This window comes from Lentzea sp. NPDC004789 (assembly GCF_053601075.1).
Map to the genome: position 1 here is coordinate 299,482 of NZ_JBSGBE010000008.1, position 14,672 is coordinate 314,153.

At 72.4% G+C, this 14,672-nt stretch carries 10 protein-coding genes; 2 read left to right on the plus strand and 8 right to left on the minus strand.

Annotation, left to right across the window (positions count from 1 at the left end; translation table 11 throughout):
- Positions 1–240: 240 nt before the first annotated feature.
- Positions 241–1,212, plus strand: coding sequence for an acetylxylan esterase (locus ACWEIJ_RS21020; protein ID WP_449838866.1), 972 nt, complete (start codon positions 241–243; stop codon positions 1,210–1,212).
- Here the strand turns inward: ACWEIJ_RS21020 and ACWEIJ_RS21025 are convergent, their stop codons facing one another.
- From ACWEIJ_RS21025 to ACWEIJ_RS21035, 3 genes are all read right to left on the minus strand, one after another.
- The gene (locus tag ACWEIJ_RS21025) at positions 1,213–1,422 is read right to left on the minus strand and encodes a DUF418 domain-containing protein (RefSeq protein WP_449838867.1); all 210 of its coding nucleotides are present in this window, start codon (positions 1,420–1,422) and stop codon (positions 1,213–1,215) included.
- A 128-nt stretch (positions 1,423–1,550) separates the two neighbouring features.
- Positions 1,551–2,336, minus strand: a complete 786-nt coding sequence (gene trpC, locus ACWEIJ_RS21030; RefSeq protein WP_449838868.1) for an indole-3-glycerol phosphate synthase TrpC — start codon at positions 2,334–2,336, stop codon at positions 1,551–1,553.
- Between the two features lie 30 nt (positions 2,337–2,366).
- Positions 2,367–3,371, minus strand: coding sequence for a class I SAM-dependent methyltransferase (locus ACWEIJ_RS21035; RefSeq protein ID WP_449838869.1), 1,005 nt, complete (start codon positions 3,369–3,371; stop codon positions 2,367–2,369).
- A 208-nt stretch (positions 3,372–3,579) separates the two neighbouring features.
- Here ACWEIJ_RS21035 and ACWEIJ_RS21040 point away from each other — a divergent pair, with 208 nt between their 5' ends.
- Positions 3,580–4,161: a superoxide dismutase family protein gene (locus tag ACWEIJ_RS21040; protein WP_449838870.1), complete on the plus strand. Its 582-nt coding sequence runs from the start codon at positions 3,580–3,582 to the stop codon at positions 4,159–4,161.
- Between the two features lie 97 nt (positions 4,162–4,258).
- On the opposite strand, the gene ACWEIJ_RS21045 is transcribed toward ACWEIJ_RS21040, so the two are convergent.
- From ACWEIJ_RS21045 to ACWEIJ_RS21065, 5 genes are all read right to left on the minus strand, one after another.
- On the minus strand, positions 4,259–4,951 hold the full coding sequence (locus ACWEIJ_RS21045; protein ID WP_449838871.1) for a GH12 family glycosyl hydrolase domain-containing protein: 693 nt from the start codon (positions 4,949–4,951) through the stop codon (positions 4,259–4,261).
- A 357-nt stretch (positions 4,952–5,308) separates the two neighbouring features.
- Positions 5,309–6,259 carry a PucR family transcriptional regulator gene (locus ACWEIJ_RS21050; protein WP_449838872.1) on the minus strand — a complete coding sequence of 317 codons (951 nt, stop codon included), beginning with the start codon at positions 6,257–6,259 and terminating at the stop codon, positions 5,309–5,311.
- Positions 6,260–6,625: 366 nt separating this feature from the next.
- Entirely contained in the window at positions 6,626–9,424 is a 2,799-nt protein-coding gene (locus ACWEIJ_RS21055; RefSeq protein WP_449838873.1) for an ATP-binding protein, read from the minus strand.
- The gene (locus ACWEIJ_RS21060; protein ID WP_449838874.1) at positions 9,421–11,820 is read right to left on the minus strand and encodes a hypothetical protein; all 2,400 of its coding nucleotides are present in this window, start codon (positions 11,818–11,820) and stop codon (positions 9,421–9,423) included. Before ACWEIJ_RS21060 ends, ACWEIJ_RS21055 begins: the two co-directional genes overlap by 4 nt.
- On the minus strand, positions 11,817–14,486 hold the full coding sequence (locus tag ACWEIJ_RS21065) for an AAA family ATPase (RefSeq protein WP_449838875.1): 2,670 nt from the start codon (positions 14,484–14,486) through the stop codon (positions 11,817–11,819). The genes ACWEIJ_RS21060 and ACWEIJ_RS21065 overlap by 4 nt, the downstream gene beginning before the upstream one ends.
- Positions 14,487–14,672 lie beyond the last annotated feature (186 nt).

The window sequence follows — 14,672 nt, forward strand, 5'->3', positions numbered from 1 at the left end:
GCCCGTCCGTGGCGGCTGGCGGGCCACCGTCCCTGTACGGCTCGTACCGGCTCGCGGCGTCCCAACACCGCAGCCGACCGAGACCGGTGGCCCGTCCGTGGCGGGTGACGGGCCACCACCTCGACCTCAAGGCGCACACGCCCGCCAACCCAGCCGGAGCGCCACCAGCCCGCTGGCAGGCGGCACCCGCAGACACCCGCCAACCCAGCCGGAGCGCGCCACCCTCCCGAAGGAGTCTCGATGCCGTTGACGGACGCCAGCCTCGACGAGCTCGTCACCTACCGCCCCGACCTGCAGGCACCACCGGACTTCGACGCCTTCTGGGACCGCACCCTCGCCGAGGCACGCGCCGCCGGTGGCGCCGTGAAAGTCGATCGGGTCACCGAAAGCCACCTGCTGCGCACGGTCGAGGTCGACGACGTCCGGTTCCCCGGCTGGAACGGCGAACCGGTGGCGGCCTGGCTGCTGCGGCCGCGTGACGCTGACGAACCCCTGCCCGTCATCGTCACGTTCATCGGCTACAGCGGCGGTCGCGGCCTGCCGACCGACCACCTGTTCTGGTCCGCCGCCGGATATGCCCAGCTCGTGGTCGACAGCCGCGGTCAGGGCCACGACACCCCGGACCCGGACCCCGGCGGCGGCACCCAGTGGGCCAAGGGGTTCATGACCCGCGGCATCGACTCCCCGGACCGCTACTACTACCGGCGTCTCATGACCGACTGCGTCCGCGCGGTCGACGCGGTCGCCGAGCTGCCCGGTCTCGACCCCGAACGGGTCGTCGTCGCGGGCGGCAGCCAGGGCGGTGGCCTCACGATCGCGGTCGCCGGGCTGACCCGCGTCGCGGCGGCGATGCCGGACGTGCCGTTCCTGTGCCACTTCCGGCGGTCCGCGGAGATGTGCGGCGAAGGTCCGTACCAGGAGATCGCGGAGTACCTGCGCTGGCACTCCCGGCACGGCGTCGAGCCCGCCTTCGCCACGCTGTCCTACTTCGACGGTGTCCACTTCGCCCAGAGGGCGAGCGCGCCGGCGTTGTTCAGCGTCGGGCTGATGGACCCGATCTGCCCACCGTCCACTGTGTACGCCGCGTTCAACCACTACGCGGGCGAGGACCGGACCATGACCGTGTGGCCGTTCGCGGACCACGGCGGCGGGCACGGCTCCAACTCGGTCGCGCAGCTGGAATGGTTGCGGGAGCGCGGTCTGACGCCGTGATCAGCTCACTCGGCGGGCGGGCGCGGTGGCTTTGGCGAGGACGAGCTCCAGCGGCCCCCGCCGGAAGAACCGCGACCACACCAGCGCGAACACGATCGCCCCGGCGATGAAGCCGAGCAGCACCGGCAGCGGCTCGCCCGGCGTGGCGCTGAGTCCCAGCAGGCCGATGGCCACGACGTGCAACGTGTAGAGGCGTCTGCTGCTGCTCACTGCGCTCCGCCAGCGTCATGGCACCAGCGTCGCGATCTTCGGGCGCCGGGCACACCCGTCAGGTGTCCGGGCCGTCCCCGCTACCCGGCCGGGGCGCCCTCCCCTGAGCGCCCGGCCGGTGCTCGGGGCTACGCGCGGGAGCGCCGGATGAACTCCTGCACCGAGGAACGCGGGTCACCGGAGCGGACCAGCGCCTCGCCGACGAGCACGACGTCCGCGCCCCACCCGCGGTACTCGGCGACGTCCTCGGGACCGGCCACCCCGGACTCCGCGATCCGCACCGCGCCGTCCGGGATGTGCGGGGACAGCTTCTGGAAGACCGCGCGGTCGACCTCCAGCGTGGTCAGGTCGCGGGCGTTCACGCCGATGACCTCGGCGCCCAGCTCCGCCGCCCGGCCGAGCTCCTCCTCGGTGTGCACCTCGACCAGCGGGGTGAGCCCGAGCTCGCGGGCCAGGCCGTGCAGCTCTTCGAGCAGGCCGCCCGGCAGCGAGACGACCATCAGCAGCGCCAGGTCGGCGCCCCACGCCCGAGCCTCCCACAGCTGGTACGGCGTGACGATGAAGTCCTTGCGCAGCACCGGAACGGCCACTTCCGCCCGCACCGCCGCCAGGTCGTCCAGCGAGCCGCCGAACCGGCGCTGCTCGGTCAGGACGCTGATGGCCGCCGCGCCGCCCGCCGCGTAGTCCGCGGCCAGTGCCGCCGGGTCCGCGATCGCGGCGAGGTCGCCCTTGCTGGGGCTCCTGCGCTTCACCTCGGCGATGATCGACACGTCCGGCGAGCGGAACGCGGGCAGCGGGTCCAGGGCGGGCGGCGCGTCCGCCACGCGGGCCTTCAGCTCGGCCAGTCCGACCGCGCGCTCCCGTTCCGCCAGGTCCTCGCGGACACCTGCCAGGATCCCGTCCAGCACCGTCACGTTCTCACCCTTCGTCCGCAGTACGTGTACTCACACAGTCTCACGGACCGCGTGGAACAGGTGGTGCCGCACCGACGAACGCGCGCCCACCGACAGCTCCACCTTCAACGCGAAACCCGCGGCGTGCAAGGCGTTCCGCCACGCGGGAACCTCCGGGAAGATCACTCCGCCGCGCGACACGGCACCGCCCCACCCGGACGAGTGCAGGAAGTGGGTCGACGTGAGCCCCACCGGGTCGTCCTCGACGAGCGTGGTGATCAGCAGCTCACCGCCGGGCACCAGGATGTTCCGCAGCCGCGTCAGCGCCCGCCCGATGTTGGCGGCGTGGTGCAGCGTGTGCCCGGCGACGACGACATCGGCCGTGGCGTCCGCGAAGCCCTGCTCGACGAGGTCCCGGTTGACGTCGAGGGCTTCCGCACCGAGGGGTTGGCCGGCGAGGTCGGTGAACCGGTAGCGCTCGGTCAGCCCGGGCGACTCCCGCAGCACCGCCGCGGTCAGCCGCCCGGTGCCGCAGCCCAGTTCCACCACCCGGAGCTGATGCCGCCGGGTCCGGGCGGCCAGCGCCACGAGGTCGGCGCAGCTCTCGTCGAGCTGCTGGGTGAGCACGGAGAGGCCCTCACCGGCCAGTGCGCCGCGCACGGTGCTCTCCGGCGCGAGCAGCTCCGCCGCGGTGACCTCGTCCCTGAGCAGCTCGGGCAGGTAGATCAGCGCCCGGCGATGCAGCCGGGCGACCTCATCGGGAATCCGCGACCGCACGTGCAGCTCGTCCAGGTCCGCGGCGCCACCGTCGGGCAGCTCGCCGCGCACGCGGCAGGTGTCACCGTCGAACTCGGCGAAGCCGTGCCGGGCCAGCGCACCGAGCCAGCGCGGGACCAGCCACTCGTGCCGGGGGACGACGCCGAGGGCCCGCGTGATGTCACCGGCCGATGTCACCGCGCCGGGCTCCAGCCGCAGGGCCGCGGCCGCGGCGGCGAGGCTGATGAGGTCCAGCCGATCCGTCGCGGACGGCCTGCTGGCAACTCGCGGATGCGCCATTCGCGTGATGGTTCCACGGCGTTACCGCCCGGCCGGACGGTTCCGGCAGGCGCGGAACTTCTTCCGCGAAAATCGGAGCCCGGCCTGCCCCGGACCGTCCTCTTCGGACCGTTCGGAACTACTTCCGCGAAGTTCGGCCCGCCGATCGGCCGGAGCGCCCCACGTGCGCCGCTATCGTCCACTTCAGACGGACGACCAAGGAGAACAGATGCGCACGACTGCGACTTTCGCGGGCACCGTCCTGCTGGCGGCGGGACTCGCCGCCTGCTCCTCCGGCGACGCCGCGGCCCCGGCATCGACCGGGGCCACCCCGGTGACGGGAGTCGCTCTCGCCGAGCCCGCCGCCACCGGCGAGCAGCCGAAGGGCATCACCTACGACACCAAGCGGGTTCCGGCCGGCGCTCAGGTCGCGACGGACGCGAAGACCGACGGCGGCCGGACCACGGTGACGCTGACGGTCACCGGCCTGCTGCCGAACACGATGTACGGCTCGCACGTGCACACCAAGCCCTGCGGCGCCAAGCCGGCCGACTCCGGCCCGCACTACCAGGACAAGAAGGACCCGGCCACCCCGAGCGTCGACCCGAACTACGCCAACGCGGACAACGAGATCTGGCTCGACTTCACCACCGACGACAAGGGCTGGGCGACGTCCTCGGCGACGGTCGGCTGGGAGTTCCGCAAGGGCGAGGCCAACTCCGTCGTCGTGCACGCCTCGCACACCAGCACGGAGCACGGCAAGGCGGGCACGGCCGGCGACCGGCTGGCCTGCCTCACGCACGCCTTCTGAATCGTCTGCTCGGCCCCTCCCGCACCCGGCACGGAGCAGACAAGGGCGCCGCCCACCGGAACACCCGGTGGGCGGCGCCTGCTTCTTGCCGCCAGGATCAGCCGAAGGAGACCGAGTAGCTGTTCGTGGTGAAGTTGAGACCGCCGCTCGACGAGGTGATCTCGTAACCGAACTGCACGGCGCCGACGGTCACGTCACCGAACCAGCCGCGGTTGCGGATCCAGTTCATGACGTCCTTGACGTTGACCGACCCGGATCCCGTGTTGGACGTGCGGACGAACGAGAACACCTCGTTGCTGCCGTTGGAGCCCCGGTAGACGTTCCAGCTGTGACCGCCCACCGACACCGACGTCTGGTAGGAGCCGATCGGGCCGACCGCACCGACCTTGTTCATCCACAGCATGATCTCGTACCGGTTGTTGTCGGCCCAGATGTCATAGGCGGTGGTGTACGCACCGGCGTTCGGGTACGAGACGTTGAAGTTGCTCGACAGGCTGCCGAGCGAGCTGAGCCGGCGGTTCACCATCTTCTCGGAGTGCGGGTAGGCCTTCACCCCGCCGGTGTTGGGGTGGTTCGCCCAGACGCCCCAGTTGCTGTACGAGTTGGCCCAGATCGACTGCGGCCCGGCCCCGTTGCCCCAGACGTTGTTGCGCACCGTGTAGCCGCCGTTCGACCAGGTGCCCCACCGGTCGGAGGACTGCCAGGCCGCCGCGAGCGCGCTGCTCGTCCCCAGGGAGACGGTCAGCGCGGCCGCCAGTGCCACCACCAACGCACGCATGATCTTGTTCATCAGATTTCCCTTCCGCACGCCGTTGAACGGAATTAACACCTGACGTCGAACACATCGACCACAAATGCACGACTTGTTCGACGAGCTTTCCGTGCGACTCGACGCCAGTGCACTGACCTCCCGTCCAGGGACGATGACCACGTCAACGTCGCTGAACAAGAAAATCGAAGCGCTTCGAATACGCACAAGAATGTGTCATGCGCGCAACGTGAGCGTCAAGTGAATCCATAGTTTTCGACAGCATCGTCGAAAAACTCGTCGATGTTCGACCGCGCACAGCGGGCGGAATTCTTTTTCACCCCGAACGGTGAGAGCAGCCCGGGAGGAGGTGCCGGCACTCCTCCCGGACGTCGGGGGTCAGCGCACCGAGTCGGCGATCAACGCGGCGGTCAGCAGCTGCACGCCGCGCCCGCTCGTCGGGTCGCACCCGGTGACGCTGGCGATCCGCTGCAGCCGGTAGTCGAGCGTGCTGCGGTGGATGAAGAGGTTCTTCGCCGCCTTGTTGCGGTTGTAGTCGGCGTCGATCAGCGCGGTGAGCGTCTCCCACAGCACGGCGTGGGCGCGCAACGGCTTGATCACCGCGACCAGGTTCTCGGTGACCTCCTCGTGACGGATCACCGCGTACTCGACGAGGACGTCGTTGATGCTGTACATGCCGCTGGGCCGCCTGCCGGCCGCGACGAGCCGCAGCACGTCGCTCGCCTCGCTGAAGCCCTCCGCGAGCTGGGCGCGGCCCCGCTTCGCGACCGCGAGCCAGCCGGTGCCGTTCAGCCACTGGGTGAGCTGACCGGTGATGCGGGTCGTGCGACCGGCGTCGATGTCCGGGATCAGCAGCACGAGGTCGCCGTCGTGGCGCGTGCTGAGCACACCGGGGCCCGCGACCTCGGCCGTCACGGCCTTGCCGCGGCCGTTCGCACCGCAGCGGGCGACCACGACGAGGTAGCGCGCGGCCAGGCTGTCCAGCACGGACTGCGGCACCGAACGCCCGGTGATCAGGTCGGCGGCCAGGTCCCGCGGCGCGCTCGCGCTCGCCGGGGTGCCCGCGTTGCGCCGGAAGCCCTCGAGGAACTCCTCGAGGATCGACCCGCTGCTGCGCACGAGGTTCGCGAGCTCCGGGTTGTCACCGGCCGCCTGCAACAGGACGTCGACGAGCTCGCCGTGACGGTCGCCGGCCCACTTCTCGCCGACAGCCCGCACTCTGGCCAGGAAGTCCACTGGTTCGGACGAGGAGTCGCTCACCGGTCGCAGGCCCGAAAACGGGGCCCTGACATCCACCGAGGGTTCCCACTCGACCACGGTTTCCGTCATTGTCGATCCACCTTCCCGAAGGACACGGTCGTGTCGACGAAACACGATGCCTGAACTGCTCGATTCCGTGACCGCGATCACTCGACGAGCGAGTGCGCGCTTTCTCCGGGGCCTCGACGGAATCAGGTCGAGTTCGTTGGAAGTTCCCCGGATCTAGGAAAAATATTAGGGAGGCCGAGGAGTCCGGGTCAACGTCGCGTACCAAATACTGTGGTGCCGTTCCACCTATGGTTCGGTACGGGGGCCACGGAGCGTGACGGTTCGGTCAGACGTATGACGTCAGTTCGGTTGAAGATAGGCTGTTCAGGGGATTGCATTAGCCGTACTGCATCGATCTGGCTGCTCCGAACCGGTGACAGTTCGTCATCAGGCCGGTGACGCCGACCCTACGCTCCGGAGCGCCTCGGCGAGCTCCGAGCGCCGCCGCACCCCGAGCTTGCGGTAGGTGTTCGTGAGGTGTTTCTCGACGGCTCGCGAAGTGACGTCGAGCAGTTCGGCGATTTCCTGGTTCGAACGGCCGCTCACCGCCAGCATCGCGACTTTCTGCTCGGACCGGGTCAGTTTTCCGCCGGTGCTGGCGGAAGTGCTGAATCCGAGTGCGATGCGAGCGCGGTGCGCGATCCGCTTCGCGCCGATTTCCTCGGCGAGTTCGAGGCAGGTGCGCCACGCGTCGGGGCATTCGGTGAGTTCGGCGCGTTGCCGCAGCGCGCGCAGGAGCTCCAGCCGGTGCGCCGAGGTCCGCAGCACCTCGATCGCCCGGCCGGTGAGCTCCAGACCGGGGTCGCCTCCGACGATCCGCCCGAGCACGCGCAGGGTTCTGCCGATGCCCGACGCCGCTCCCCACTCCTCCGCGATCAGCCGCTCCTCCTCGGCGAGCGCGATCGCGTCGCACGTGGCGCCGAGCTTGAGCTTGACCAGCGCGAGTGCCGACCGCCACGGGAACAGCACGGGGTTGCGCCAGCCGGATCTGTCCAGGTGCGCGCCGCAGTCGGCCAGCGTCACCGCCGCGGCGGCGTGCTCACCGCGCACGACGGCCGCGTGCCCGCGCAGCAGTCCGGTCACCGTGGCCAGGCACGGGTTCGCCGGCTCCTCCGTGACCGTGGCGAGCACCTGGTCGATGAGGACCGGATCACCGAGCTGCAGGGCGACGGCGCCGGACACGACGGCGGCGGACGTGCCGACCGAGCCCCAGTTCCACGCGCCCAGCTCGAACGCGTCGGACGCGGCGCGCGTCGCCTCGGCGACCTGGCCCGTGATGAGGTGGACCAACGACTGCTCGGTGCGGATCATCGCCTGTTCGACGAGGTCACCGCGTTGCCGCGCGGCGCCCAGCGCCCGATCGAGCCAGCCCTCCAGCGCCCCCGGCGAGTCCGCCGCGGCCAGTGCCGTCACCAGCAACGGCGCCGCACTCACCGAGTGCGCCGACGACGCGGGCTCACGCGCCAGCAGCTGCTCGGCCAGCACCGCCACCCGGCGAGCGGGCACGGCCACCGTCAACGCGGCCGTGTTCACCAGCACCGACAACAGCTCGCGGGCCGCTCCGCTGTCGGTCCACTCCTCCTCCTGCAGCTCGTCCAGCCGCGTGGCGGTGCCGGCGAGCCCCCACGGCTCCGACCGGCAGACGAACCGCAGCCTCGCCTCCAGCCGCAGGGACAGGTCGCGGTCGACCCCGCTGAGCCGCTCCGGCGGCCCGAACTCCTCGAACACGCCGCGCAGCACGGAGACGATGGCGTCCGGCGCGTCCCCCATGACCGCGGACGCGAGCCTGATCAGCGCGGCCGCCCGTTCGCGGGGGCCGGGCAGCAGGGCGACCGCGTACGAGAGCGTGCGCACCGCCGCGTTCACGTCGAGCAGCCGTTCCGCGCTCGCCAGGTCGACGAGCACGGTCGCGCGGTCCTGCCCGGAGACGGACGTCTCCAGCAGAGCGCGCCGCAGGTAGGCGACGGCGGTCTCGGGCGCACCGCGCCGCAGCGCGACGTGCGCGGCGTCCCGCAGCGCCTCCACCGCCCACATCCCCTGGGGCGTCGAGGTGGCGAGCAGCTGCCCGGCCACGGTCTCCACGGGTTTGCCCAGGTCGTACAGCAACCGCACGGCACGCAGGTGCAGCTCTTCGCGTTCCCCGGCGGTCATCAGGTCGTCGACGGCCTCCCGCACCCACGGATGGGCGAAGCCGGTGCCGGAGAACAGCCCGAGCCGGCCCAGCGCGCGCACGATCTCGTCGGTCGACGACTCGTCGACCTCGGCGAGCACGCTCACCGCGTCCAGTTCGGCGGACTCCCCCAGCACGGCCGCCGCCTTCAGCAGCCGCCGCACCGGCTCGGGTTGCGCCCGCATGCAGGCGACCACCCGCTCGCGTGCCTGCGCGGGACGCACCGCGCGCACGAGCTCCGCGTTCTCCGCGGACGGCGGCTCACCTCCGACCGCCCACGCCAGTGCCAGGCCGGTGAGCAGCAACGGGTTGCCGCCGGTCGCCTCGTGACAGGCCAGCCCGAACGCCTCGTCGCACTCACGTCCCAGCTTGGCGCGCACGAGCTTCGCGGCCCCCGCCGCGCTCAACGGCCGCGGCCGCAGCCGCCTCGTGGCCGCGGCGAGGATCGACGCCGCCGCGGGCCGTTCGGCCAGCGGGTCGCCCTCGCGCACCGTCACCACCATCACCACCCGCAGGTGCCCGACCCGGCCGGCCAGCAGTTCCAGCATGGCGAGCGACGGCTCGTCGACCCACTGCAGGTCGTCGACCAGCACGAAGAGCGGCTTGATCGCGCTGAGGTTGCGGCCGAGGGTGAGCAGGCCGAGGTGGACGGACTGCCGGGCGTCGTCGGCCTCCTGGGCGGCCCCGTCCCGGTCGAACACCGGACCGGCGAGCGCCGCGGCCCCCGCCCACACCTCCTCCGGCGCGTCGGCCAGCACCGGTTCGAGCAGCTGCCGCACCACCCCGTAGGCGTGCTCGCGCTCCATCGAGGTCGCGGACGCGTGCAGCACGGCGAAGGCCTCGGCGCCGGGATGCCGGGACAGCGCGCGGAGCAACGCGGTCTTGCCGTTGCCCAGCGGGCCGGCCAGCACCACGACGCTGCCGATGCCGGCACGAGCCTGCTCGAGAGCCCGACCCACCAGGCTCGTCTCGTCATCGCGTTCGAGCAGCACTCCGGTCGCGCATCCTCTCGTCATGCCGTGGGCATCCAGCCGAGCCCGCGGGCCCGGTGGAGCAGCGGGGTCGATCGGCACAGCACGGCGATCTCCGCCGCCTCGTTGATCATCGGCGTCGCGGCGGCGGGGTCGACGACCTGCGCGAGTTCGAGCAGTGCGGTCGCGCGCAGCAGCCGGAACGGCGAGCCGTCGAGCAGGCGGACGGCCTCCCGCAGGTGGGCCTCCCCGCCGACGACGGCCGCGCAGCTCAGGTGGGCGCGGGCGGTGGTGCTGGGCGCGCCCCAGCGTTGCGCGAGTTCCAGGTCGCGCGCGCACATGCGGGCCGCGCGCTCGTGGTCGCCGGTAGCGGCCAGGGCGGCCGCGGCGATCGAACGCCAGGGCAGTGCGGCGGGGTTCACCCACTGCCGCGACAGCATCCAGCGGCCGCACTCGTCCGCGCGTGCCACGGCTTCGGCGGGGTCGCCGGTCACGAGGGCGAGCACGGCGCGGGCGAAGTTGAAGAACGTGCGCGCGTAGCCGAAGCCGATCCGCTCGTCCGGCTGGCTCGCGGCCAGCTCGATCGCGCGGTCGAGCTGGCCGCGTTCGAGGTTCACCAGCACGTCCGCGCCGACCATGATCGGGCGCGCGTCCGGGTGCAGGTTCTCCAGCGGGTACACCGACTGCGCCTCGTCCATGTCGGCGGCGGCGTTGTCCAGCTCGCCCGCCAGCGCCCGCACCTTCGCCCGCATCATCAGCGCCTGCGGCACGACGGTGGTCAACCGCCTCCGGCGGGCTTCGGCGATCACCTGGTCCAGGCCCGCGACGGCACCGGCGACGTCGTCGAGCGCGGACAGCGTGAGACAACCGAACAGCCGGGAGGTGAGCAGCCTGGCGGGAGCCTGGACCGCGGTGGTCGCGGCCTCCCTGGCGTGCTCGGCGTCGACGCCCTGACACGCCTGCATCCACGCGGCGACACCGGCGCGGTCGGGGTTCCCGCACGAGACGGGCAGTTCGGCCGTGTCGAGAATGCCCAGCTCCGGCATCTCGACCGGGGCGTCGTCGGCAATCCAGTACAACGACGTGACGGCGTCGCGATCGCCGCCGATGCACCGGACGGCGGTGAGGGTGCGACGCAGCAGAGCGGCGTCACCGCGGCCCCACAGCTGGTCGGCCGCCGCGAGCCGCACCTCGGCGCACTCCGCGGGCTGCGGCTCCAGCAGCATCTTGGCGAGCCTGCGGTCCGCGGCGACAGGGGTGACCGCGTACTCCGCGACGGACAGTTCCAGCTCGATCTCCGCCCGCACGAGCGGGGTGACCGGCTCGAGAAGCGCCCGGCGCAGGTAGCCGGCGGCCTCGGCCGGGTGGCCGCCGTCCACCTCGTCCCGTGCCACGGTCCGCAGCAGCGGCACCACCCACGACTCGCCGAGCGGTGCCGCTCCGACCAGCAGGCGTGCCACCTCCGACGGGAGGACGGCGCACTGGTGTCCCAGCCGGGCCGCCCGCGCGTGCAGGTCCTCCCGCGCCGGCACCGGCATGCCGTCCAGGACGCGCGACATCCGGATGCCCGCGGCCAGCTCCGGCTTGCCCGGCTCCGTCACCAGCCCGGCACCCGTCAGCAGCTCCAGCGCGCGGCCGAGCGAGAACGTCCGCAGCCCGGCCAGCACCCCCATCAGGTCGACCGGGAACAACGGGCCGCAGACCGCGACCACCCGCAGCAGGTCGACGACCTCGGCGGGCAGCGAGCGGAGGGTTCGGCTGGTGAAGTCCGCGAGCACGTCGGCCGCGATGCCCGCCACCGCGCCGGCACTGGCGCCGACGGGCTCCAGGCCGTCTTCGGCGCACCGGTCGAGCAGCGGCCACAACGTCGCGGGACGACCGCCGGTGTGCTCGTGCAGCGCCACCGCGAACTCCTCGTCGCCCGGCCTGCCGAACCTGCTCGTCACCAACGCCGCGACGCCGTCGGGCCCGAGCGGCCGCAACGGCACCGTCGTGGCTCCCGGCAGGACCGGCACACAGGCGTCCGTGACCGCCACGACCACCATCGGCACCTGGACGGCCCGTCCGGCGAGGCTCGCGAGCCAGCCGAGCGACTCCGGATCGAGCAGGTCCGCGTCGTCCACGGCGATCAGCACCGGCGCCTGGCGGGCCAGGTCGACCAACGCGCCGATGGCCGCCGGGCCGCTGTCGCCGCGATGCAGCTGGGACATCAGCTCCGCCGCCACACCACCGGTTCCGCTCAGGGCGGCACATCCGCCCGCGGCGGTCAGGACCGTGACGTCCGCGCGCACGGCGAGGCTCACGGCGTGCTCCAGCACGGCGGTCCGGCCGGCACCGCGGTGACCGCAGATCTCCAGCAGCGACGACCGGTTCGACGCGAGCATCCGCACCGACCGTTCCAGCACGGCCAGTGCGGCGTCCCGTTCCACCAACGCGCTCATCGCAGCTCCACCGCGAGTTCGGCACGGGTCTGGGCGCCGAGCTTCCGGTAGGCGTTCGAGAGGTGGCTTTCCACCGTGCGCACCGTGACGTACAGCTTTTCGGCGATCTCCCGGTTGGTCAGCCCTTCCGCGGCCAGCTCCGCGACCCTGAGCTCACCGCTGGTGAGCGCGTCCCTGGGTGAGGCGTGCACCGCGCTCACCCGTCCGCCCGCGGCCGTCAGCAACTCGTGCGCCCGGTCCGCGGCCATGCTCGCGCCGCAGCGCACCGCGATGTCCATCGCCGCGCGCAGGTGCTTGCGGGCGGTCTTCTCGTCCTGCTCGCGCATCAGCGCGTTGCCCAGCGCCCGCAACGCCTGCGCCTCGCACAGCCGCGACCCCGCCTCGCCGAGCTCGACGACGGCCTGCTCCAGCGTCGGGACGTCTCCCGTGCTCATCCCCTCGGCGAGCAGGGCGTAGCCGCGCGCGGCGGGCGTGTCCCAGCGGAGCGCGGCCTCGGCACCGCGTTCGGCGAGCTCGGCCGCCTCGGAGAGCCTGCCCAGCCGCATGGTCACCGCGACGGCGTCGATCCACCACGGCACGAGCACCGGGTTGTGCACGCCCATCGCGTCGAACTCCCGGCCGCACCGCTGGAGCATGTCCAGCGCCGCCTCGGCGTCGCCGCAGTTCCACAGCCAGTGCGCCTTCGCGTCGAGCGTCCACCCGTACTCGACCGGGTCGCGGGGCGCGCGCATCCGGTGCAGGAGCTGCTCGGTCCGGTCCGTGTCGCCACGCCGCACCAGCACCGACGCCAGCACGGCCAGCGCGCCGAAGTCGTCAGGACCTTCGACGGCCAGCGCGGCCTCGGCGTCCCGCTCGGCCTGCACCAGGTCACCGGCTTCGTACGCGAGGCCCGCGCGAATCCCCAGGGCGATCTTGCGCGTCTCCAGGCGGTCGGGGTACGAGGCGGCCTCGACGATCTCGTCCGCCAGCGTCATGGCCGCCGTCCGTTCGCCGCAGAAGTGCAGCGACGTGACCGTGAAGACGTCCCAGAACCCGCGGGCGCCGTTGGGCGCGGGCAGCGCGGACCTGAGGTGGCCCAGCGCCGTGGGCAGCGACTCGCCGCGCAGCACCTCCGCCCTGGCGAGCTGCTGCGCGAGCCGGCGGCCGCCCGCCGCCCGGCCCGCGGACGCCGTGATCACCCTGGCCCGGTCCATCGCCTGGCTGACCGTGGCCGAACCGCTGAACCCGTTGACCAGCGTCATGGCCTCGGCCTGGGCCCGCAGCTCCGGGTCGATCGCGGTGAGCCGGCCGGCGCGCGTCTCCTCGCACAGCAGCTCGGAGAGCAACCGGAACCCCTCGGGGCCGCGGCCCGCCCGCAGCGCCATCGCACCGCAGTTGATCGCCACCGACGCGCGGACCGCGGGGTCGGTGACGTCGGCGAGCAGCTCCGCGTAGACGTCCATCGCCGCCGACGGGTCGACCTCGGCCAGCCGGGTCGCCAGCTCCTGGCGCGTGTCGACGTGGCCGGGCACCGCGTCCAGCACCCGCCGCAGGTAGCTGATCGCGAGCTCCGGGCTCAGCGTGCCTTCCCGTGCGGCGCCACGCAGCGCGCAGAACATCCACACCTCGGACAGCGCGGGCAGCAGCATGACCAGTTCGGCGATCTCCTCCTGCGGACGGCCCTCGTCCGTCAGCAGCCTCGCCGCCCTCGTCCGCAGCGCGGCCAGCTCGTCCTGGCCGAGCGCGGCGAGCAGCCGTTCCCGCAACGCGGGCGACCGGAAGCACCCGGCCGGGGTGAGCACCCCGACGGCCACCAGTTCCGCGCGCTTCGCCCCGGCCGCCGCCGGTGAGATCTCGGCGAGCGTCGCCGCGCTCGCGGGTCCGGCGCCACCGAGCACCGCCACCGCGGTGAGGTAGCGGCGCGTCGGCTCCGGCTGCTCGCCGAGCCAGCCGAGCTGCCACGCGACGAGCTCGGCCTCGACCTCGGGCGCGGCGTCGCGGGTGCGGGCCTTCGCGGTCCAGGCCAGCGCGACCTCCGGGATGCCCGCGGTCGACTCCAGTGCGGCGAGGACCGTCTCGCGCTCGGGGATGAAGCCGCACTCGCGGGTGATCAGCTCGGTCAGGTCGGCCTCGCCGAACGGGCCGAGGTCGATCGTGGTCGTGGCGGGCGCGCCGCTGAGATCGGCGAACATCTCCTCGGCGGCGATCCGGGCGGCGCACGGGTAGACCAGCACGACGTAGACGCGCGGCTCGGGGATGCGGCGGGAGAGCACGGCGAGCCAACGGGCGGTCATGCGATCGCAAAGGTGGGCGTCGTCGAGGACCAGCACCAGCGGCCGGTCCGTAGTGCGCCGGGCGACCAGGTCGGTCAGCGCGTACAACCGGGCGTGCTCGTCGCGCCCGGCCGGCAGCGCGTCGACCGCGTCCGCTCCGAGCAGGTTCCGCGCGGCGCTGAAGTCCTGACCGCCGGTGCAGGTGGTCAGGAGGACGTCCGCCTCGTCGCACACCTCGTCCCGCAGCAGCTCGACCAGTGCGGACTTGCCGATGGCGCGCGGTCCGCGCAGATGCAGCACTCCGAACCGTCCGGCGGCAGCCTCTCGCACCTCGGCGACCACCTGGCGCAGCTGTCGTCGGCGCCCGGCCGGTCGCCAGGTGATCAGCCGCTCACCAACCTCGGACAGCGCCATCCCCGACTCCCTTGCCCGCACCAGGGTCGTGCCGAACGCTTCAGGCCGCCACCGCGTTCAGCATTTGGTACAACTTTCAAACACGAAACAGGTTACTCAGTTTTGTTGTAGCGTTTCGACAACTTGAGCACCACTTGAGGTTTCGCGACGCATCGTCGCTGGCCCGGCACGGTTTCGAGCTGTCGC